Raw genomic sequence first — 21,809 nt, forward strand, 5'->3', positions numbered from 1 at the left:
ACGAGGATTCATGAATCATGCGCGGTAAAAACCTGGTCACAGTGCTCGTTACGGCGTTTGTCTTTGCCTGGCCCGTCGGGGTCCTGGCCGCGACGCCCGAGATCGAATCGAAGGTGGTCGAAACTACGCTGGACAACGGCCTGACGGTCCTGGTGCTGGAGGACCGGCGTGCCCCGGTGGTGGCCAACATGGTCTGGTACCGGGTCGGGTCGGCCGACGAGCACAGCGGCGTGACCGGCATCTCGCACATGCTGGAGCACATGATGTTTCGCGGGACCGAGCAGTATGAGCCCGGCGAGTTTTCGCGCATCGTTTCGCGTCTGGGCGGGCGCGAGAATGCCTTTACCGGCCGTGACTACACGGGTTATTTCCAGATCATCGGGCGTGATCACTGGGAGACCATGATGGCGATGGAGGCGGAGCGCATGCAGCACCTGAAGCTGCAGGAAGACGAGTTCCGTCCGGAATTGAACGTTGTAAAGGAAGAGCGCCGTCTGCGCGTGGAGGACCAGCCCAACTCTCTGGTGCGCGAGCAGTTGATGGCCACCGCTTTCCTCAATCATCCGTATGGCAATCCGGTGATCGGCTGGATGAGCGATATCGAGGCCTACACCCTGGAAGACAATCAGGCGTGGTATGACCGCTATTACCACCCGAACAACGCGGTGGTCGTGGTGGTCGGCGATGTCGATGCCGAGCGGGTCATCGAGGCGGCCCGGGAGCATTTTGGGGACATCCCGGCGGGTGATCTCCCGGAGACGAAGCCGCGCGCCGAGACGCCGCAAAAGGGCGAACGCCGCATCATCGTCGAGGCCCCCGCAGAGCTACCCTACCTGCTGATGGGCTGGAAGGCGCCGGTTCTGAATACCGTGGACGACCCGGTGGATGTCTACGCACTGATGGTGGCGGCCGGGATCCTGGATTCCGGTGAGGCCTCGCGCTTTGCCCGCGAGATCGTACGGGGCGAAGAACTGGCCGGCGCGACCTCGGCCCGCTACAGCCCGTTCAGCCGGCTGGATGACCTGTTCATGATTGCGGCGGTGCCCACGGCTGCCACGGATGTGGAGACGCTGGAGGCGGCCCTGCTGGAGCAGGTGGAGCGGCTGAAGGACGAGCCGGTCAGCGACAGCGAACTGGAACGGGTGCAGGCGCGGGTGATCGCCTCCGAGGTGTATCAGCGTGACTCGGTGCGCTCCCAGGCCTTCCAGCTGGGCATGCTGCAGATCATCGGCGTCGGCTGGCAGGAAGGCGATCGCTTCGTCGAGCGCGTGCGTGCGGTGACTGCCGAGGATGTGCAGCGCGTGGTGCGCGAGTACCTGGTGCCGGAACGACGCACGGTCGGCATTCTCGATCCGCAGCCCCTGGATGGTGACGACCCGCCCGATCCGGGTGCGGTAGAGCCCTATGGCGATACCGCGGGGGGCATGTAATGACGGGAGGCAACATGATGCGAACGGGATTCCTGGTAGCCCTGGTCGGGCTGCTGGCGCTGGCGCTGCCGGTCCAGGCAGTGGAGATCGAGGAGTGGGAGACCGACGAGGGGCTGCGCGTGCTGTATGTGGCGGCGCCGGATTTGCCGATGGTCGACCTGCGCCTTACCTTCGACGGCGGGGCCTCGCGCGACGGCGACCAGAATGGCCTGGCCTCGTTGACCAGCAGCGCCCTGCAGCATGGCACGGCGGAGATGGATGCGGACGCGCTGGCCGAGGGTTTCGAGTCGGTGGGCGCGCAGTTCAGCACCACGGCACTGCGCGACATGGCCATCGTCAGCCTGCGTAGCCTGACCGAGCCGGACTGGATGGACGCGGCGCTGGAGACTATGTCCGCAGTCCTGGCCGAGCCCGCCTTCCCGGAGGCCGATTTCGATCGAGCCCGGCGCCAGGCCCTGCAGGGGCTGCAGCGCGAGCGCCAGGATCCCGGGAGCGTTGCCACCCGGCGTTTCTACGAGCTGATGTATGGCGATCACCCCTACGCCAACTGGCCGGGCGGCGAGCGCGAGACCCTGGAGGCGTTGCAGCCCGCGGATGCCCGCGCGTTCTACGAGCGCCACTACACCACGGCCAACGGCGCCCTGGCGATCACGGGCGGGCTGAGCCGCAGTGAGGCCGAGGCTGCGGCGGCACGCATCTCCGCCGCCCTGCCGCAGGGGCCTGCGGTGGAACCGCTGCCCGCGGTGGAGCCGCGCGAGGACCCGGTCGAGGAACGTATCGACTTCCCTTCCGAGCAGGCCCATATCCACATGGGGGCCCCGACCCTGCGCCGCGGCGAGGATGACCACTATGCCCTGACCCTGGCCAACCATGCCTTCGGCGGGGGCGGCTTTATCTCGCGCCTGTTCCTGGAGATTCGCAGCGCGCGCGGACTGGCCTATTCGATCAGCAGCCGCTTTCAGCCCATGGCGGTCGAGGGTCCCTTCCGTATCGGGATGCAGACCGGGGTCGATCAGGCGGACGAGGCGGTGACCGCGCTGCGCGAGGAACTCGAGCGCTGGCATGCCGAGGGTATCGATGCCGACGAGCTGGAGGCCTCGCGCGAGAACGTGGTCAACAGCTTCCCGCTGTCGTTGGCCTCGAACAGCGACATCGTCGGTCTGCTCGGTATGATCGCCTTCTATGATCTGCCGCTGGATTATCTGGAGCGCTACATCGAACGCATGGAGGCGGTCGAGCTGGATCACCTGAACGCGCGGTTGCGCGAGCGCATCAACCCGGAAGCGATGGTCACGGTGATCGTGGGTGGCCAGGAGTAGGCGCGCCCCCGCCGGACGCCCCGCGCGCATCCGCATCATCGGCGGGGCCTGGCGGCGCCGCTGGTTGCCGGTGCTCGGGGTCGGCGGGTTGCGCCCGACCGCGGACGCCCTGCGCGAGACCCTGTTCAACTGGCTGCAGCCGCGACTCCCGGGCGCGCGCGTGCTCGACCTGTTCGCCGGCACCGGGGCGTTGGGGCTGGAGGCGGCCTCGCGCGGGGCGGACTCGGTACTGCTGGTCGAGCGCGATGCCCGTGCCGCGGCCCAGCTTCAGGCCAACTGCGAGACCCTGGGGGCCGAGCAGGTGAGCGTGCGCCGGGATGACGCCCTGCGCCTGCTGGCCGGGGAACCGCCCGACGGGTTGCCCTTCGATCTGGTGCTGGTGGATCCGCCATTCGGCCAGGGCCGGGTGGCGCCGGTGCTGGAGGCCCTTCGCGCGCACGACTGGCTGCACGCGGACAGCCGGATCTACGTGGAAATCGAGTCCGAGGCGGACCTCGAGTTCCTCGCTGCGGGTGGCTGGGAGATCGAGCGCGAGCGTCAGGGCGGGCAGGCCCGCGCCCTGTTGCTGGCCCGTGCTCCAGTCGCCGAGGCGGCGTAATATGGCCCCGGATATGGCGCAGGATATGACGCCGGGTGCGAAGCCCTTCACGTTTTTGCAGTCGGAGTAGTCTTTCGCTACGGTGGCTTTGTCCCACCTACTGCGGCAACGCCCAACGGGCGTGATCCTGTGCGGCTCCCGGAGCACGTTCGGAGCAAGCCCGCGCCGGCCCGCGTTCGCCACAAGAATACAAGGGGAAACCGAATGGATGAGCAGTCCACCCCCGGTCTGACGCAAACCCGCCTCGGCGGCTTTGGCGTGATCTGCAGCCCGGTCTTCTACACCGCCAGCATCGTGATCGCACTGTTCGTGCTGTTCGGGGCGATCTTCCCGGACACCGCCGAAGCGGTCTTTGCCCAGCTGCAAAGCGGCATCGGGGAGTATCTCGGCTGGTACTACATGCTGGTCGTCACCGTGTTCCTGGTCTTCTCCCTGTACCTGATGTTCAGCCGTTACGGTGGGGTGCGCCTGGGTGATCAGTTCGAGGCCCCGCGCTTTAGCTACACCGCGTGGTTCGCGATGCTGTTCTCCGCGGGTATGGGGATCGGGCTGCTGTTCTGGAGCATCGCCGAGCCGATGTACCACTACCTCAGCCCACCGCACGTCGAGGGCGAGACCGGCGCGGCGGCTGTCGAGGCGATGCGCTATACCTTCTTCCACTGGGGGCTGCATGCCTGGGCGATCTATATTGTCGTCGGCCTGTCGCTGGCGTATTACGCCTACCGCCACAATCTCCCGCTGCTGATCCGTTCCTCGCTGTACCCCTTCATCGGTGACCGGATCTATGGCCCCTGGGGGCATCTGGTGGACGTGGTGGCGCTGTTCGGCACCATGTTTGGCGTGGCGACCTCGCTGGGCCTGGGCGTCATGCAGATCAACTCGGGCCTGAACTTCGTGTTCGGGATCGAGGAATCCACCTCCATGCAGATCGTGCTGGTCGCGATCATTACCCTGATCGCCGTCGGGTCGGTCGCGCTGGGCGTCGACAAGGGCATCAAGCGCCTGTCGAACTTCAATATCGGTCTGGCGGTGATCCTGATCGCGCTGCTGCTGGTCATGGGCCCGACCCTGTTCATCCTGCGCCTCCTGGTGGAGAGCACCGGCGTCTACGTTCAGTTCCTGCCCGAGATGAGCCTGTGGTCCGACACGATCGAGGATTCCGGCTGGGCGACCTCCTGGACCATCTTCTACTGGGGCTGGTGGATCTCCTGGGCCCCGTATGTCGGTATGTTCATTGCGCGGGTCTCGCGTGGCCGCACCATTCGCGAGTTCGTCGCCGGCGTGCTGCTGGCCCCGACCGCCGCGGCCTTCGTCTGGCTGGCCGTGTTCGGCGGCACTGCGATGAGCTACGAGCTCGAGGGTGTGGTCGACCTGACTGGCGCCGTGTCGGAGAACATGTCCACCGCGCTGTTCGTGACCCTCCAGGCCATGCCGCTGTGGGATTGGCTGTCCGTGGCCGTGATGGCGGCGGCGACGGTGCTGATCGTCACCTTCTTCGTGACCTCCTCGGACTCCGGCTCGCTGGTGATCGACACCCTGGCCTCCGGTGACGTGCGCAACCCGACCGTCACCCAGCGCGTGTACTGGGCCATCCTCGAGGGGGTGGTCGCGTCCATCCTGCTGTTGGCGGGCGGTCTGGCCGCGTTGCAGGCGGCCGCGATCAGTGTCGGGCTGCCGTTCTCGGTCATCATGCTGATCATGGTGTTCGGCCTGTGGAAGAGCCTGCATCAGACCGAAGCGGTTACCCCGAGCAAGTACCAGAAGGAGGCCCCGCCGCCGCATACCCTGCTGGGGTATACGGAAGATCTGGACGACAAGATCAAGTAGGGGGTAACGATGGCTGCGTCCCGAGTGGCGCTGCTGGGATGCGGGCTCATGGGGCAACCCATGGGCCTGCGTCTTTTGCAGGCCGGATTTCCCGTGGTGGCCTACAACCGCACGGTCGCGCGCGCAAGCGATCTGGCGGCCGAGGGGGTCTCCGTTCACAGTTCACCCGCCGCGGCCGTCGCGGAGGCGGACGTGCTGGTGCTGATGCTGAGTGATGCCGCGGCCATCCATGCCGTGCTGGATGCCTTGCCGGCCGGCGCGCTGGATGGTCGCTGCGTGATCCAGATGGCGACCATCCTGCCGGCCGAGAGCCGGGCCCTGGCGGAACGGGTGCGGGGCGCCGGCGCCTGCTACCTGGAGGCGCCGGTGCTGGGTTCCATCCCCGAGGCCCGGGATGGCCGTCTGCTGATCATGGCGGGCGCCGACCGCGAGGCCGACTTTGCCCGGGCCCAGCCGGTACTGGCGGCTCTGGGCGAGACACCCCGGCATGTCGGTTCGGTCGGGCAGGGGGCGGCGCTGAAGCTGGCCTTCAACCAGCTGATCGCGAGTCTCACGGCGGCGTTTTCCCTCAGCCTGGGACTGGTGCGGCGCGAGGGGGTGGAGGTGGATACCTTCATGGAGATCCTGCGCGACAGTGCCCTGTATGCCCCGACCTTCGACAAGAAGCTGGACAAAATGCTGTCCGGCGACTTCGGTACCGCCAACTTTCCGGTCAAGCACCTGCTGAAGGATGTGCGCCTGACCGAGCGCGCGGTGGAGGATGCCCATTTGGTGGGGCCGTGGCTGCCGCTGCTGGCGGATCTGCTGGATCAGGCGCGTGAACAGGGCCTGGCCGATGCGGATTATTCGGCCATCTACACCGCGATTGCCCCGAAAGTCAGGGGCTAACGATGGACATACGGCGGCCCTTATGCACAGAGCACGCCGATACCCCGCGGGAAGCGATGGCCCCGGGTCTGGCTGAATGGCCGTCGACTGGGGGGTGGAATTAATGCGGAATAATCAGTGTATTGCGGTTCTGTTTTGCCGAGGCCGGGCATTTCCCACTTGACGTTTTTGGTGGATTCCGTTCCGGGTGCGACAATTCGTCCACAAAGTTATCCACAGGTTGTCCGCGCGGGTAAAACCACCCGGCCATTCAGGCAGTTGTCACCCAGAGTTGAAACGCGCTCTGCAAATGCCGTCGCAACCCGGTCTTGCGCTCGGGCGGGTAGCACCGCTATGCTATCGGACTTTTCGCCAGAACCTGCGTGAGCCGACCATGAAAGCCGACATCCATCCGAACTACCACAACGTCAAGGTTATCTGCAGCTGCGGTACGCAGTTCGAGACCCGCTCCACGCTCTCCGGCGAGGAGATGCACCTGGACGTGTGCTCGCAATGCCATCCGTTCTACACCGGCAAGCAGAAGATCGTTGATACCGCCGGCCAGGTCGACAAGTTCAACCGCCGCTTCGCATTCTGAGGCTGCGGCGCGCCGGATGGCGCGCAATGCGAACGGACACGTGACTGCTGCGGCGGACGTTGTCCGACCCGACGAGGGCGTCCTGCGGGGCGCCCTCGTCTGCGTTGTGGGCTTGGCCCTGGTGCTGCTGGCCACTGCGGCCCGGGCCGAGTGCCGGCTGGCGGATCAGGATCCGCGCGGGCTTCAGGAGGTCGAGGTGGAGCGCGTCCAGGGCTTCGATAGTCTGCGGTTGACCGATGGGCGGACCGTTCAGGTGATTGGTCTGGCCCCGGCCGCGCCGCTGCCGGAGAGGGCCGGCCCGATGCGACCCCTGCATCTTCACGAGGGGCTGCGCGAGGCACTGGCCGCCCGGCTGGACGCGGTCGATCAGCGGCTGATCCTGCGCCCGGGCCGTCCCGCCCGGGACGCCGAAGGGCGCCTGCGCATGCATGCCTGGCTGCCCGGCGGGCCGTTGCTGGCGGCCGAATTGATTGCCGCCGGCGAAGCGATGCCGCGCCCCGGGCCGCAGCCGACCGCCCTGGATACCTGCTTCTACGTGGCCGAGGCCGAAGCACGGGCAGGGCAGCGGGGTCTGTGGTTGGAGCGCCCGGCGGCCCTGCCGGTCCGGATGCTGGACCCGCGTTCCGGTGCCCTGCGCCAGGGCCGGCTGCGGGTGCGAGGCGAGGTGGTGGCGGTGCGCGAGACGTCGCGGCACTGGGTGCTGGAGCTGGACGGGCCGCTGGACGTCCTGATTCGCGGGCGTGACCGCGATCACTGGCCCGATCTCCAGCCCGATACCTTGAACGGCGAGGCGGTGATTGTGCGCGGTCAGGTGTATCCTTGGAGAGACCGACTCCGGATGCGCATACGCCATCCGCTCGATCTAGAGGTACCGGAATAATGCGTGCTCTTTCCAAGTCCTGGCGGACCGCTCGCGGTCGTCTGGCCTCTCTGTTCCTGACGGTTCTGGTCGCCGCCGGCCTGGCCGTGGCGATCCCCGGTTGTACCACCAATCCGGTGACCGGACGCTCGCAGCTGATGCTGGTTTCCGAGAATCAGGCGATCGACGCCTCGCGCAGCGCCTACGTCGAGATGCTGGCTCCGGCGCGCGAGGAGGGTCGCATCAATGCCGATCCTGCGATGACCGCGCGGGTGCAGGGCATCACCGAAAAGGTGGTTGCGCAGGCGGTCAAGTACCGTCCCGAGACCGCGGACTGGGACTGGGAGATCGCGGTGATCGAGGCCCCGGATACCGTCAACGCCTTCGCCATGGCGGGCGGCAAGATGGCGATCTACTCGGGCATCATCGAACAGCTGGAGCTGACCGATGACGAGCTCGCGCAGATCATCGGGCATGAGATTGCCCACGCGCTGTCGGCGCATACGGCGGAAAAGATGTCGGTCGCGCTGGCCAGCAATCTGGCCCTGACGGGGTACGCCCTCTCCGGCGACCGTTCGGATCTGGCCCTGACCGGAGCGGCGCTGGGGGCTGTGCTCGCCGTGCAGCTCCCGCATAGCCGGGGTATGGAATCCGAGGCCGACCGCATCGGTATCGAGCTGGCGGCGCGGGCCGGTTACAACCCGGATGCCGCGGCCACTCTCTGGCGCAAGATGGCTGCCCAGGCCAATGGCGGTCAGCCGGAATTCCTGAGCACTCACCCGGCACCGGCTTCGCGCCAGCGCGAACTCACCCGTCTGGCCGATCAGTACCGCCCGGTGTATGACGAGGCCCGGCGCGGGTCCGTCCCCACCCACCCGGTCAACTGATTTCGTTTCCGGTGCGGGCCTACCGCACCGGGCCTGTACCTGTTTCTGAAGCAACCGTCCGACAAAAGGCCTCGCTACACCATGTCCAAGGATTTCAACCAGCGCGCGCTGGAGTACCACGAGCAGCAGCCGGCCGGGAAGCTGGCGATCCACATCACCAAGCCCACCGCCACCCAGGATGATCTGTCGCTGGCCTACTCGCCGGGCGTCGCTGCACCGGTGCGGGCAATCGCCAAGGACCCGGAGCTGGCCTATCGCTATACCGGCAAGGGCAACCTGGTCGCAGTGATTACCGATGGCACCGCGGTGCTGGGGCTGGGCAACGTGGGTGCGCTCGCGTCCAAACCGGTGATGGAGGGCAAGGGCGTACTGTTCAAGGCCTTCGCCAATATCGACGTCTTCGATATCGAGGTGGACGCCGCGCAGCCGGAGGACTTCATCAACACGGTCGCGCGCATTGCCGGCGGCTTTGGTGGCATCAATCTGGAAGATATTGCCGCGCCGCACTGCTTCGAGATCGAGCGCCGCCTGTCCGAACGCCTGGATATCCCGGTCTTTCATGACGATCAGCACGGCACCGCGATCATCACCGCGGCCGGCCTGGTCAACGCGCTGGAGATCCAGGGCAAGAAACTGAGCGAGGCAAAGATCGTCTGTGTCGGCGCCGGGGCTGCGGGGATCGCGTCCATGCAGCTGCTGGTCCGCCTGGGCGCGGCGAAGAAGAACCTGTTCATGGTGGATCGCAAGGGTGTGATCCACAGCCAGCGCGATGACCTGAACGAATACAAGCAGATCTTCGCGGTGGACACCGACGCGCGCAGCCTGGCCGATGCCTGTGCCGGTGCCGACGTGTTCATTGGGCTGTCCGGCCCGGACCTGCTGACTGCGGAGATGCTGCAGTCCATGGCGCCGAAGCCGATTGTCTTCGCCCTGTCCAACCCGGACCCGGAGATCCGTCCGGAGCTGGCGCACGCAACCCGCGACGACCTGATCATGGCCACCGGGCGCTCGGACTACCCGAACCAGGTGAACAACGTGCTCGGCTTCCCGTTCATCTTCCGCGGCGCGCTGGATGTGCGCGCCCGGACGATCAATGACGAGATGCTGGTGGCCGCGGTACACGCCCTGGCCGGACTGGCTCGCGAGCCCGTCCCGCAGGTGGTGCTGGATGCCTACGGGCTGGAGACGCTCGAATTCGGCCCGAACTACATCCTGCCGACCCCGTTCGATCCGCGTCTGATCGACACGGTGCCGCAGGCGATCAGTCAGGCCGCCCGCGACAGCGGGGTCGCCCGCCTGTAACGCAGTCCTGTAGGAGGAGCAGCGCATGCAGAAGATCGCCATTATCGGCGCCGGACGCGTCGGCGAATCCACCGCCCAGTTTCTGGCCCGCCGCGACATCGCCCGCGACATCGCGCTGCTGGATGTGCGCGAGGGCGCGGCGGCCGGCGCCGCCCTGGATATCCAGGAGACTGCGCCACTGCTGCGTTTCGATACCCGGCTGACCGGCAGCCACGAGGCGTCGGTGATCGCCGGTGCGGAGCTGGTGATCATCACCGCCGGGTTGCCGCGCAAGCCCGGCATGTCGCGCTCCGACGTGCTGGACAAGAACGTCGAAATCCTCGATGTGATCCTGCAGGACATCCTGGTTCATGCCCCGCAGAGCCGGATCCTGGTGGTCTCCAACCCGGTGGATGTGCTGACCTACCGCGCCTGGCAGAAGACCGGCTGGAGCCGCGACCGTATCTTCGGCCAGGCCGGGGTGCTGGATACCTCGCGCATGGCCGCCTTCATCGCGCTGGAGACCGGCCTTTCCACCCATGACATTCAGGCGCTGGTGCTGGGCGGCCACGGCGATGCCATGGTTCCGATGCTGCGCTATTCGTCCATCAACGGTGTGCCGCTGGATCACTTCATGGATCAGGCCACGCTGGACAACATCGTCGAGCGAACCCGGCACGGCGGTGCCGAGATCCTGGCCCTGAAGCAGACCTCCAGCGCCTACGGCGCCCCGGCGGCGGCCATCGCCGAGATGGTCGAGGCGATCGCCTTGGATCGGCGGCGGGTGCTGCCCACGGTGGCCCTGCTGGACGGCGAATACGGCGAGCGCGACGTGGCCATGGGCGTGCCCTGCATCCTCGGTCAGGGCGGGATGGAGCGTGCCATCGAGCTGGAACTGAATGCCGAGGAGCGCGCGGGCTTCGACCAGTCCATCGCTGGCGTGCGGAAGGACCTTGAACGCCTCGCCTGACGCCGGCCCAGTGCCGGATGCGCGGTTGCCGACCCTGACCCTGGTCGACAGCAGCATCTTTGTCTTTCGCGCCTGGTTCGCGCGTGGCCTGGATCCGGATCCGCAGGGCCGGCCGGGCGGTGCGCTGCACGGCCTGGTGCACTCGCTCTGCCAGTGGTTGCCGGCCTGCGCGCCGGGTCCGGTGGCCTTTTGTTTCGACACCGGCCTGCGCCGGGGTTTTCGTCACCGCATTGACCCTGCCTACAAGGCCCATCGCCCGCCGGCCCCGCCGGAGCTGCGCGAGCAGTTCGCGCGCATCCGCGAACTGCTGGGCCGGCTGGGGTTTGCGACTCTGGCCGACGCGGAGTACGAGGCCGACGACCTGATCGCCAGCCTGGCCCGCGCCGGGCGCGTGGCCGGCTATCGCATCGATGTGAAGAGTGCCGACAAGGATCTGACCCAGGTCATCCTAGGCGGGCAGGATCGCCTGCACGACCCGGAGCGCGGGGTCGACATGGATCGTCGCGCCATCGAAAAGCGCTTTCGCATCCGCCCCGAGCAAGTCGCGGACATGCTGGCCCTGGCCGGGGATGCCAGCGACAACATTCCCGGAATCGACGGGGTCGGACCGAAGACGGCCGCGCGTATCCTGCGCCGGTTGCGCGACCTCGACACGGTCCTGGCCGACCCGCCGGCCGTCACCCGCTGCAACATCCGTCGCGCGCCCGCCGTAGCCGCGGCCATCGCCGGGCAGGCCGACCGGCTGCGCCGCTCGCGCCGGCTGACCGGCCTCGCCGACCGTATCCCGGATCTGCCAGCGCCCGGAGAATTGCATCCGACGGGCCCCGATCCGGACGCGTCCGCCTGGCTGCACGACCTGGGTGTTGCCCCCGCCTACCACGCCCGGCTCCTGGCCGCCGCCGGCGCCTGGGGCCTGACGGATACGAGGCAGACGGCATGATGCGCCGCCTGCACATCCTGGGCGGCGTGGTGCTGGCCGCGCTCGTGCTTCTGCCGGCCGGCGTACAGGCGCACCCGCATGCCTGGATCGACCTGCGGATCAGCTTCGAGCGCGACGGCGAGGGGCAGATCACCCATATGCTCCATCACTGGCGCTTCGACCCGACCTACGGGCAGTACCTGTACGACGATGCCCAGGAGCATCAGTCCGGCGATACGCCGGAGGCGCGCCTGCAGGGGCTTGCCACCGAGATCCTCGACAATCTGGACGAGTACCGCTGGTACAGCCACCTGGAGGTGGCTGGAGAGGCGCTCGGGATCGCGGCCGCCGCCGATCCCCAGATGGCCATGGACGCGGGGCTGCTGCACTTCCGCTTCCGGCTGGAGCTGGAGCAACCGGTCGATCCGACCGACGAGCCGCTGGCCTACCGGGTCTACGACCCGACGTATTTCATCGAGATCCTGCATCAGGACCCGCATGGTACGGAGATTCTTGATGCGTCCGGACTGGTGGATGCGACCTGTCAGGCCCGGCTCGAACGGCCGCGCCCGGATCCGGCGCTGGTGGCGCGCGCGCTGGCGCTGGACTATAGCGCCAGCGTGGATTACGACCTCGGCCGGCACTTTGCCGAACGCGTCACCCTGCGCTGCGACTGAGGCACTGGTTATGGCCCGGGTCGTATTGTTCCACAAGCCCTGGGGTGTCCTGCCCCAGTTCACCGACCCCGAGGGTCGTCCGACACTGGCCGACTACATCGCGATCCCCGGGGTCTATCCGGCCGGTCGTCTGGACCGTGACAGCGAGGGCCTGCTGGTCCTGACCGACGATGGGCGTCTGAACGCGCGTCTGACCCAGCCACAGCACAAGACCAGCAAGACCTACTGGGTTCAAGTCGAGGGCGAACCCGACGATGCCGCGTTGCATGCCCTGCGCGAGGGTGTCGAGTTGAAGGATGGCCTGACCCGCCCGGCGCAGGTGGAACGCATGGACCCGCCGGACATCCCGGAGCGCGACCCACCCGTGCGTTTTCGGCGCCATATCCCGACCCGCTGGCTGGCGCTCACCCTGCGCGAGGGGCGCAACCGCCAGGTTCGCCGAATGACCGCGGCGGTGGGTCACCCGACCCTGCGCCTGGTGCGTTACCGGGTCGACTCCTGGACCCTCGATGGTCTCGCGCGGGGCGAGTTTCGCACCCTGGAGACGGGTTAAGGGGCTCTTGAAACCCCGGAATGCCGGAACTGCCGCCCGCGTCGCGCGAAACCGGAGGATTCTCATTGCAAGCGTCCCGGTGCAGGCCGATGATAGGAAACCATTGATACGAGGGCGGGGCATGCTCCAATCCAGGAACGTAATCGCCGGGCTGGCCGGCCTGTTGCTGGTCCTGGCGGCGGCGCTGCCGGCGGCCGCTGGCGAAGAAGACCTTTATGTCTTCGAGCGCAGCCTGTACCTGCTCGCCGAGCGCGCCCTGAACCGCGGCGACATGACGGCCTACCGCGCCGCGCGCAGCACCCTGACCGGCTACCCACTGACCCCTTACCTGGATTACCGCGATCTGGCGCGCAATCTCAATCGCGCCGACCCGGATGCCGTGCGCCGCTTTGTACGCGAGCATGACGACACCCCGCTGGCAGCCCGGCTGCACGGGAGCTATCTGACGCATCTCGCGCGCGAAGAGCAGTGGGGGGCGTATCTCGAATTCCTCGATTCGGACCGTTCGCTGTCCGTCGAGCAGGACTGCAATCGCCGCCAGGCGCTGTTGGAGACGGGAGAACGCGATGCGGCCCTGGAGGACGTGGAGTCCATCTGGCTGCACGGGCAGTCGCGCCCTTCGGCCTGCGACCCGGCCCTGAAGGCCTGGCGCGATGCCGGTGGGCTGACCGGTGAACTCGCCTGGGATCGATTCGTGCTGGCCGTCGAGGCGGGACAGACGGGTCTGGCTCGTTACTTGCGCCGCTACCTTGACCGCGATGACCGCCCGTGGGCGGAGCGCTGGCTGGATCTGGCCAGCCAGCCCGCACGGGTTGTGGAGGCCGACTTCGACGCCGGTGCTCACCGCTCGGCCGAGGCGCTGATGGAGCGGGCCTTCACCCGCTGGATCCGCCAGGACCTGGATGCCGCCCTGGAAGGCTGGGAGAAGGACGGGCGTGATCTCGGACTGTCTTCCGAATCGGCCGGGCGCGTGCAGCATGCCCTGGCCCTGCGCCTCGCGCTGCGCTATCGCCCCGAGGCGCTGGACTTCATGGCGGCCCTGGAGCCCGAGGTGTTCGACACCCAGTTGCGCCAGTGGCAGGTGCGCGCGGCATTGTACGAGCGCGACTGGGAGGTGGTGATGGACGCGATCCGCGCCATGGATCGCGACGTGCGCGACGAGGCGGCGTGGCAGTACTGGTATGCCCGTGCCCTGGAACAGATCGAGTCGCTGGAGGCCGCACGCGGCTTCTACGAGCGCGCGGCCCGCGAACGCAACTTCTACGGCTTCCTGGCGGCCGACCGCCTGGGGCAGCCCTATCGCATCGGGCATCAGCCCCTGGTGCTGGAAGACGGGCAGCGTGCCGCCATGCGCACGCACGCCGGCATGCAGCGCATGCGCGAACTGGTCCGCCTGGACCGTAACGCCGAGGCCCGCCGCGAATGGACGCACGCCGTGGCCGACATGGATACTGCAGAGCTGGAGGCGGCGGCGCGCACCTTCGCCGACTGGGGCTGGCACGACCGCGCGATCTTCACCGCGGCGCGCGCCCGCAACTGGGACGACATCGAGCTGCGCTTCCCGCTCGCCTTTGATGACCTGATCGTGGCCGGCGCCCGTGAACAGGGTATCGACCCGGCCTGGGCCATGGCGATCGCACGCCAGGAGAGTGCCTTCCTCTACGACGTCCGTTCCGGTGCCGGGGCGCTGGGTATCATGCAGGTCATGCCCGCGACGGGTCGGTCGATCGCCTCGGCGGCGGGTGTGCGCGTGAACTCCGACTGGGACATCCTCGACCCGGCGACCAATGCCCGGCTTGGCACCTACTACCTGCGGCGCAATCTCGACCGTTTCGGAGGCCACAGCATGCTGTCCTCCGCGGCCTACAATGCCGGCGCCCACCGCGTGAGTTCCTGGCTGCCGGAGGACCGCGCGATGGATCCGGATATCTGGGCCGAACTGATCCCGTTCTCCGAGACCCGCGACTACATCCGCCGTGTGTTTGCCTACCGCATCCTGTACGCGGTCCGCCTGGGGCAGGAGCCGCCGTCGCTGGCCACCCTGCTGTATCCGGTCACGCCGCAGGATGGCCTCGCCGCGAGCCGCGAACGCCACCTGGCCACACTGCCTGGCGAGGCGGGCATCACCCTCAGCCGTGCCTTCTGCGACGCCCCGGGTTATACCGACAACGCCTGCTAGTCTGCCCGCCGCGAAGCGCACAAAGCCACGAAGAAGGCCAAGGGCGGTTTGCAACCGGAAGGCTTGAAGAGCAGCAGGCGCTCGATCGCCCGGAGGCCTGAGGCCTCTGCCGACCCCTGGCGCGACGGCCTGTCAGGAGCCGATTTGGTGACGGACATCCGCCACGGGCCCTCGCCGCAGGGCATCGCCAACGGCGACCGCAAAGGCTCCAGGCACGGGGCTCGCCCGTCGCCACGCCACAATGCTCCCGGCTTCCTCTGAACGGTGCTTGACCTGGACGTGGCCCTTCTTCGTGCCTTGGTGTGTTTCGTGGTCCAACAAAGGCGGGTCAGCCGCGGATGATGTCCTCGCGCATGCGACTGGCGATGCCGTCGGCCAATTGCTGCCATTCGGCCGCCAGAGGTGGCTCCAGGTGCTCCTCGGTCGTGGCCTTGAAGTGGCGCATCCAGACGGCCAGGTCGGCCTCGGTCAGGTTCAGCGGTGCGTGCTTGCCGACCATGTCGATGGTCGGCGGCTCTTCCAGGCGCCCGCCCAGGTTCATGTACCAGAAATCGGCGATGCGTTTCACGTGATCCGGAAAATCCTGGATGCGCGCGAAGTGATGGCCGATCTGGGGGTCGGCCGACAGGCGGCGGTAAAAGTCGTCGATCACCGCGCGGATGCGCTCGGCGCCGATCTTGTCGCACAGAGGTTCGAGCTTGCGAAAGGCCATGGGGGTCTCCTGACGGATCCTGCGACAGCCGGTAACCTGCACACTGACATGGAACCCGGATGCCAAGGATGAACCAATTCGATTCAACGGGCCCCGATGCCGTGACGGCGGCGGTGGCCCAGTGTATTGCCGACCATACCGGAATGCCCTTCGAGCCAACAGGAAGCCAGGCCTGTTCCGGGGGCTCCATCAATCAGGCGCAGCGTTTCACCGGAAGCGACGGGCGGGCGTTCTTCGTCAAGCTGAGTGGGGGCGAGGGCGCTGCGATGTTCGCGGCCGAGGCGCGCGGCCTGGAAGAACTCGCGCGCTGCGAACGCCTGAAAATCCCCGCTGTCGTCGGCACCGGATCGGCGGGTGGCACGCACTTTCTGGTGCTGGAGAACCTGGCGCTGGGCGGCCCCCGCGACGGGGTGGCTCTGGGGCACGGGATTGCCGACATGCACCAGAAGACCCGTCCGCGCTTCGGGCTGGATCACGACAATTTCATTGGCAGTACGCCGCAACCGAATACCGAGCACGACGACTGGGCGGCGTTCTATCGTGATGAACGTCTGGGCTTCCAGCGTCGGCTGGCGCGGGAGCGTGGGGCGGCGGGATCGCTACTGGGGGCGCTGGAGGAACTGGAGTCCTCGCTGGGCGGCTTCTTTAGCGACTATCAGCCGGAACCCTCCCTGCTGCACGGCGACCTGTGGAGCGGCAACTGGGGGTTCCTGGCGGATGGCAGCGTGACGATCTTCGATCCGGCGGTGTACTACGGCGACCGCGAGGCCGACCTGGCGATGATGGAGCTGTTCGGTCACCCGGGCCAGGACTTCGTCGCCGCCTACGAGGAGATTCTGCCCATCGACCCCGGCTATGGCGTGCGGCGCACACTCTACAACCTCTACCACATCCTCAACCACGACCACCTGTTCGGCGGCGGCTATGGCCCCCAGGCCGAGCGCATGATCCGCCAGTTGTTGGCAGAACTGCGCTGATTGCCCCACCACCAACCGCTCTTGACCGGGCCCTCCTTCGTGCGTTTCGTGGTGACTCAGGGTTTCAGCGGCCGAGTTCGCGCGAGCGTTCGGCGGCTGCGGTCATGGCGCGGCGCATCAGGTCGCGCAGGTCGCCGTCCTCCAGGACCTGCAGGGCGCGTTCGGTGGTGCCGCCCGGGGAGGTGACGCGATGGCGCAGCTCCGCGGCGCTCTCGTCGCCCTCTGCGGCCAGACGGGTGGCCCCGGCCAGGGTGCCCAGGGTCAGTTCCAGTGCGGTATCCGCCGGCAGCCCCAGTGACTTCGCGGCCTCCTGCATCGCCTCGATCATCAGGAACACGTAGGCCGGTCCGCTGCCGGAGGTGGCGGTCACGGCGTGCATCTGCTCCTCGTCCTCCACCCAGATCGCGCGGCCCACCGCCTCCAGCAGCCGGGTGGCCGTGGCGCGATCCTCGGGGCTTGCGGTGGGGGCGGCGTAGAGTCCGGTGACCCCGGCGCCGACCAGGGCCGGGGTGTTCGGCATCGCGCGGACCAGGCGCGTGGCGTCGCCCAGCCACCCGGCCAACTGGGTGGTGGTGGTGCCCGCGGCTACCGAGATCACCAGAGGTTGACCCTGCTGCACCGCATCGCGCAGCGTCGGGGCGAGCTCCGGCAGGGTCTGTGGCTTCACCGCAAGCACCAGGGTGGCGCTCTGGGCCGCCAGTTCGGTGGCGCTACCACTGGCGAGCCCCGGGTAACGCGCCTGCAGATCGCGTACGCGCTCGGCGCCCTTGTCGGCGATGGCGATGCGTTCGGCGGCATGGCCGGACTGGACCAGCCCCTGAAGCAGGGCCTCGCCCATGTTGCCGGCCCCGACGAAGCCGACCTCGAAGCGGTGTTCCGTCATGTGGATTCCTTGCATTTGGGTTGGCGCGGGCCGAACAGGGCGGTGCCGATGCGCACGATGGTTGCCCCCTCGAGAATGGCGGCCTCGAGATCGCCCGACATCCCCATGGACAGTGTATCCAGCGAATGGCCCCCTGCGTTCAGGGTATCGAGCAGGGCGCGCAGGCGCGCGAAGGGTTCCCGCTGTAGCGGGATGTCGGCGGCGGTGGCCGGAATGGCCATCAGTCCGCGCAACGCGAGGCCGGGCAGGTCCTGCACTGCGGCGGCCAGGGCGGCGACCTCCCCGGGTGCGACGCCGGCCTTTTGCGGTTCCTCGCTGATGTTGACCTGCAGGCATACCTGCAGCGGCGGCATGCCCTCCGGACGCTGATCCGACAGGCGCCGGGCGATACGCTCGCGGTCGACGGTATGCACCCAGGCGGCGCGTTCGGCCACCGCGCGGGTCTTGTTGCCTTGCAGCGCGCCGATGAAGTGCCACTCGAGGCCGAGCGGCGCGGGTGCGGCCTCCAGGGTGTCGTACTTGTCCACCAGCTCCGGGGCGTAATTCTCGCCGAAGGCGGACTGTCCCAGAGCATGCAGGGCACGGATCTCGTCCGCACCGCGGGTCTTGCTGACGGCCAATAGACGGACCGAATCCGGGTCGCGTCCGGCCTCGCGGCAGGCGGCCTCGATACGGGCTCGAACGGTGCTCAGGGCATGGTCTGGTGTGGTCATTTCCCTATGATATAGTCCGGAAGAACACAAGGTCACCGCGGATTTTCGCGCGGGCCTTCATAAGCGACAGGGGGTGGTGGTCGTGGCTGCCACCAGGGCGTTGGCGCGGGTCGGCGTTACGCCCGACAACAGGGGGATGCATGGATATCACGCAGTTGCTGGCCTTTTCGGTCAAGAACGGGGCCTCGGACCTGCACATCTCCGCGGGCATGCCGCCGATGGTACGTATCGACGGCGACATGCGCCGGGTGAACGTGCCGGTCATGGACCACAAGGAGGTCCAGGGCCTGATCTACGACATCATGAACGACCGCCAGCGCAAGGACTACGAAGAGTTCCTGGAGACAGACTTTTCGTTCGAAATCTCGGGGCTGGCGCGTTTTCGTGTCAACGCCTTTAACCAGGATCGAGGCGCAGCGGCGGTCTTCCGTACCATCCCCTCCAAGGTCCTGACGCTGGAAGAGTTGGGTGCCCCGCGCATCTTCGAGGAGATCTCGGACTACCCGCGCGGTATCGTGCTGGTGACCGGCCCGACCGGTTCGGGCAAGTCCACCACGCTGGCGGGCATGGTCAACCACCGCAACGAAAACGACTACGGGCATATTCTCACCATCGAGGACCCGATCGAGTTCGTGCACGAATCGAAGAAGTCCCTGATCAACCAGCGCGAGGTACACCGCGACACCCACGGCTTCAGCGAGGCCCTGCGCTCGGCCCTGCGCGAGGACCCGGACACCATCCTGGTCGGCGAACTGCGTGATCTCGAGACCATTCGCCTGGCCCTGACCGCGGCCGAAACCGGCCACCTGGTGTTCGGCACCCTGCACACCAGTTCGGCGGCCAAGACGATCGACCGCATCGTCGACGTGTTCCCGGCGGCCGAGAAGGATATGGTGCGGGCCATGCTGTCGGAGTCGCTGCGTGCGGTCATCGCGCAGACCCTGATGAAGAAGATTGGCGGCGGGCGCGTCGCGGCGCACGAGATCATGCTCGGCACGCCGGCGATCCGGAACCTCATCCGCGAAAACAAGATCGCGCAGATGTACTCGACCATCCAGACCAGTTCCGGCTCCGGCATGCAGACGCTGGATCAGTGCCTGAAGGACATGCTCGCGCAGGGCGTGATCAGCCGCGAGGACGCCCGCCGCAAGGCCAGCAACCCGGATTCCATCTGACCACCACGCCGCCGATGCGCTTGACCGTCGGACCGGGTACCAAGGGAGAATGCCATGGATCGTGACAAGGCGATCAAGTACATGCACGACCTGCTACGGGCCCTGGTGGACCGGGACGGGTCGGATCTGTTCATCACGGTGGGCATGCCGCCGGCGGCGAAGATCGACGGCCGCGTGGTGCGGATGACCGAACAGAACCTGACGGCCTCGCATACCCAGGCGCTGGTTCGCTCGATGATGAACGACAAGCAGTCGGCCGAGTTCGAGCGCCACCAGGAGTGCAACTTCGCGATTGGCTTGCAGGGCGTGTCGCGTTTTCGCGTAAACGTCTTCACCCAGCGTGGCAGCCCGGGCATGGTGCTGCGAACCATCAATTCCGTGATCCCGAAGTTCGAGGACATCCAGATGCCGCCGCAGCTGGAGAAGATTACCCAGGAGCGTCGTGGCCTGGTGATCTTTGTCGGCGGCACCGGCTCGGGCAAGTCGACCTCGCTGGCGGCCATGATCGGCTATCGCAACCGCACGACAGCCGACCACATCGTCACCATCGAGGACCCCATCGAGTTCGTTCACGAGCATGCGATGAGCATCATCACTCAGCGTGAAGTCGGGGTGGACACCGAGAGCTACGAGATCGCGCTGAAGAACACCTTGCGCCAGGCGCCGGACGTGATCCTGATCGGCGAGATCCGCGACCGCGAGACCATGGACTACGGCGTTGCCTTCGCGGAGACTGGGCATCTGTGCCTGTCGACGCTGCACGCGAACAGCACCAACCAGGCACTGGACCGCATCATTAACTTCTTCCCCGAGGACCGGCGCGAACAGCTCCTGATGGACCTGTCGCTGAACCTGAAGGCCGTGATTTCGCAACGCCTGGTACGCAAGGAAGGCGGCGAGGGCCGGGTGCCGGCGGTGGAGATCCTGATCAACACCCCGCTGATGGCCGACCTGATCCTGAAGGGCCAGGTGCACGAGATCAAGGAGCTGATGTCCCGGTCCCGCGAGCAGGGCATGCAGACCTTCGACCAGGCCCTGTTCGACCTCTACGAGCATCGCCACATCAGTTATGACGAGGCCCTGCGCAACGCCGACTCGGTGAACGACCTGCGCCTGCGCATCAAGCTCGACAGCCAGCGAGCCCAGGACGACGGGGCCCCCGCCGTAACGGATGAGGGCGAAGGCCTGTCCGTGGACGAGCGCGCCGAGGACTTCAACCTGCGCTAGTCGTTGGGGAAACAGAAAACATGAGCCAGTTGCAGATCGAGCCCTACCTGAAGTTGATGGCCCAGAAGGCCGCCTCGGACCTGTTTTTTCTGACCGGCGCGCCGGCCAGTATCAAGGTCGACGGCGCGCTGCAGCCGATCTCGCGCAAGGCGCTGGCGCCCGGTCAGGCCGAGAGCATTGCGCGGGAGCTGATGAGCGAACATCAGGCGGAGACCTTCGACCGCGAGACGGCCGTCAACTTCGGCCTGTCGCGCGAGGGCCTGGGGCGCTTTCGTGTGAATGTCTATCGCCAGCGCGGCGAGGTCGCGATGGTCATCCGCTTCATCCGGGTCGCCATCCCGACCATCGAGCAGCTCGGGCTGCCCGAGGTGCTCAAGCAGTTTGTGGCCTACAACGACGGGCTGATCCTGATTGTCGGGGCCACCGGCACCGGGAAGTCGACCACCCTGGCGTCGATGATCGATCACCGCAACACGAACCAGAGTGGGCATATCCTGACGGTCGAGGATCCGATCGAGTTTCTGTTCAGCCACAAGCGCTCCATCGTCGGCCAGCGCGAGGTGGGCATCGATACCCCCAGCTTCGATCACGCCCTGCAGGAGGGCATGCGCGAGGCCCCGGACGTGATCATGGTCGGCGAGGTCCGCTCGCGCGAGACCATGCGCGCGGCGCTGACCTATGCCGATACCGGGCACCTGGTCCTGACCACCCTGCACGCGACCAATGCCACCCAGGCCCTGGATCGAGTGATCAACCTGTTCCCCGAGGACAACCGCCCGCAGATCCTGTCGGACCTGTCACTGAACCTGCGTGCGATCGTCGCCCAGCGCCTGCTGCAGACCAAGGACGGGCGACGCGTTGCCGCGCTGGAAATTCTGGTCAACACGCCTTACATCTCCGAGCTGATCCGCGACGAGAAGATCAGCGAGATCAAGGAGATCATGGCCAAGGGGAGCTCCGTGGGCATGCAGACCTTCGATCAGGCGATCGTCAAGCTGTTCAAGACCGGCGACGTCATGCTGGACGAGGCCCTGAACAAGGCGGATTCGCGCGCCGATCTCGAGTGGCGCCTGAACTTCGGGGGCGGGGTGGCCTCCGCCGACGAGACCGAGGAAGAGCTGAAGCTCCCCGACCGGTAGGAGATTCTATGTCTCTCCA

At 67.0% G+C, this 21,809-nt stretch carries 21 protein-coding genes; 18 read left to right on the top strand and 3 right to left on the bottom strand.

The window, feature by feature from the left end; translation table 11 throughout:
- Positions 1–17 precede the first annotated feature (17 nt).
- The 14 genes from B0684_RS03250 (at position 18) to B0684_RS03315 (ending at position 14,964) form a co-directional block, all read left to right on the top strand.
- Positions 18–1,430 carry a M16 family metallopeptidase gene (locus B0684_RS03250; RefSeq protein ID WP_018168914.1) on the top strand — a complete coding sequence of 471 codons (1,413 nt, stop codon included), beginning with the start codon at positions 18–20 and terminating at the stop codon, positions 1,428–1,430.
- A 14-nt stretch (positions 1,431–1,444) separates the two neighbouring features.
- Positions 1,445–2,749: a M16 family metallopeptidase gene (locus tag B0684_RS03255; RefSeq protein WP_018175978.1), complete on the top strand. Its 1,305-nt coding sequence runs from the start codon at positions 1,445–1,447 to the stop codon at positions 2,747–2,749.
- On the top strand, positions 2,736–3,347 hold the full coding sequence (gene rsmD / locus B0684_RS03260) for a 16S rRNA (guanine(966)-N(2))-methyltransferase RsmD (RefSeq protein ID WP_018168916.1): 612 nt from the start codon (positions 2,736–2,738) through the stop codon (positions 3,345–3,347). Before B0684_RS03255 ends, rsmD begins: the two co-directional genes overlap by 14 nt.
- 204 nt (positions 3,348–3,551) lie before the next feature.
- The gene (locus tag B0684_RS03265) at positions 3,552–5,174 is read left to right on the top strand and encodes a BCCT family transporter (protein WP_018168917.1); all 1,623 of its coding nucleotides are present in this window, start codon (positions 3,552–3,554) and stop codon (positions 5,172–5,174) included.
- Positions 5,175–5,183: 9 nt separating this feature from the next.
- Positions 5,184–6,062, top strand: coding sequence for an NAD(P)-dependent oxidoreductase (locus tag B0684_RS03270; RefSeq protein WP_077276958.1), 879 nt, complete (start codon positions 5,184–5,186; stop codon positions 6,060–6,062).
- A 373-nt stretch (positions 6,063–6,435) separates the two neighbouring features.
- A complete protein-coding gene (gene rpmE, locus B0684_RS03275) occupies positions 6,436–6,639 on the top strand; it encodes a 50S ribosomal protein L31 (protein WP_018145101.1) in 204 nt (67 codons plus the stop codon).
- Between the two features lie 16 nt (positions 6,640–6,655).
- On the top strand, positions 6,656–7,519 hold the full coding sequence (locus tag B0684_RS03280; RefSeq protein WP_018649617.1) for a thermonuclease family protein: 864 nt from the start codon (positions 6,656–6,658) through the stop codon (positions 7,517–7,519).
- Positions 7,519–8,385, top strand: a complete 867-nt coding sequence (locus B0684_RS03285) for a M48 family metallopeptidase (RefSeq protein WP_018175981.1) — start codon at positions 7,519–7,521, stop codon at positions 8,383–8,385. The genes B0684_RS03280 and B0684_RS03285 overlap by 1 nt, the downstream gene beginning before the upstream one ends.
- Before the next feature lie 81 nt (positions 8,386–8,466).
- The gene (locus B0684_RS03290) at positions 8,467–9,687 is read left to right on the top strand and encodes a malic enzyme-like NAD(P)-binding protein (RefSeq protein WP_018175982.1); all 1,221 of its coding nucleotides are present in this window, start codon (positions 8,467–8,469) and stop codon (positions 9,685–9,687) included.
- A 25-nt stretch (positions 9,688–9,712) separates the two neighbouring features.
- Positions 9,713–10,636: a malate dehydrogenase gene (gene mdh / locus B0684_RS03295; protein ID WP_018649618.1), complete on the top strand. Its 924-nt coding sequence runs from the start codon at positions 9,713–9,715 to the stop codon at positions 10,634–10,636.
- A complete protein-coding gene (locus B0684_RS03300; protein ID WP_196799402.1) occupies positions 10,620–11,576 on the top strand; it encodes a 5'-3' exonuclease in 957 nt (318 codons plus the stop codon). The genes mdh and B0684_RS03300 overlap by 17 nt, the downstream gene beginning before the upstream one ends.
- Positions 11,573–12,232, top strand: a complete 660-nt coding sequence (locus B0684_RS03305) for a DUF1007 family protein (protein WP_018168924.1) — start codon at positions 11,573–11,575, stop codon at positions 12,230–12,232. The genes B0684_RS03300 and B0684_RS03305 overlap by 4 nt, the downstream gene beginning before the upstream one ends.
- A gap of 10 nt (positions 12,233–12,242) precedes the next feature.
- Entirely contained in the window at positions 12,243–12,785 is a 543-nt protein-coding gene (locus B0684_RS03310) for a pseudouridine synthase (RefSeq protein WP_018168925.1), read from the top strand.
- Between the two features lie 121 nt (positions 12,786–12,906).
- Positions 12,907–14,964, top strand: coding sequence for a transglycosylase SLT domain-containing protein (locus B0684_RS03315; protein WP_018168926.1), 2,058 nt, complete (start codon positions 12,907–12,909; stop codon positions 14,962–14,964).
- A 328-nt stretch (positions 14,965–15,292) separates the two neighbouring features.
- Here the strand turns inward: B0684_RS03315 and B0684_RS03325 are convergent, their stop codons facing one another.
- Positions 15,293–15,676 carry a group III truncated hemoglobin gene (locus B0684_RS03325; RefSeq protein WP_018168927.1) on the bottom strand — a complete coding sequence of 128 codons (384 nt, stop codon included), beginning with the start codon at positions 15,674–15,676 and terminating at the stop codon, positions 15,293–15,295.
- Positions 15,677–15,744: 68 nt separating this feature from the next.
- On the opposite strand from B0684_RS03325, the gene B0684_RS03330 reads away from it, so the two are divergent.
- Positions 15,745–16,653, top strand: a complete 909-nt coding sequence (locus B0684_RS03330; protein WP_018168928.1) for a fructosamine kinase family protein — start codon at positions 15,745–15,747, stop codon at positions 16,651–16,653.
- A 64-nt stretch (positions 16,654–16,717) separates the two neighbouring features.
- Here the strand turns inward: B0684_RS03330 and proC are convergent, their stop codons facing one another.
- Both proC and B0684_RS03340 read right to left on the bottom strand, forming a co-directional pair.
- Entirely contained in the window at positions 16,718–17,536 is an 819-nt protein-coding gene (gene proC, locus B0684_RS03335) for a pyrroline-5-carboxylate reductase (protein WP_018168929.1), read from the bottom strand.
- On the bottom strand, positions 17,533–18,249 hold the full coding sequence (locus tag B0684_RS03340; protein ID WP_018168930.1) for a YggS family pyridoxal phosphate-dependent enzyme: 717 nt from the start codon (positions 18,247–18,249) through the stop codon (positions 17,533–17,535). The genes proC and B0684_RS03340 overlap by 4 nt, the downstream gene beginning before the upstream one ends.
- Before the next feature lie 140 nt (positions 18,250–18,389).
- On the opposite strand from B0684_RS03340, the gene B0684_RS03345 reads away from it, so the two are divergent.
- From B0684_RS03345 to B0684_RS03355, 3 genes are read left to right on the top strand one after another with little or no spacing between them, the layout of a single operon-like run.
- The gene (locus tag B0684_RS03345; RefSeq protein ID WP_018145114.1) at positions 18,390–19,424 is read left to right on the top strand and encodes a type IV pilus twitching motility protein PilT; all 1,035 of its coding nucleotides are present in this window, start codon (positions 18,390–18,392) and stop codon (positions 19,422–19,424) included.
- A gap of 54 nt (positions 19,425–19,478) precedes the next feature.
- Positions 19,479–20,651, top strand: a complete 1,173-nt coding sequence (locus B0684_RS03350) for a PilT/PilU family type 4a pilus ATPase (RefSeq protein ID WP_018145115.1) — start codon at positions 19,479–19,481, stop codon at positions 20,649–20,651.
- A 20-nt stretch (positions 20,652–20,671) separates the two neighbouring features.
- Positions 20,672–21,790 carry a PilT/PilU family type 4a pilus ATPase gene (locus B0684_RS03355; RefSeq protein WP_018168931.1) on the top strand — a complete coding sequence of 373 codons (1,119 nt, stop codon included), beginning with the start codon at positions 20,672–20,674 and terminating at the stop codon, positions 21,788–21,790.
- The last annotated feature ends 19 nt before the right edge of the window (positions 21,791–21,809 follow it).

Origin of the sequence: Thioalkalivibrio versutus (genome assembly GCF_001999325.1) — a bacterium.
Taxonomy (GTDB): domain Bacteria; phylum Pseudomonadota; class Gammaproteobacteria; order Ectothiorhodospirales; family Ectothiorhodospiraceae; genus Thioalkalivibrio; species Thioalkalivibrio versutus.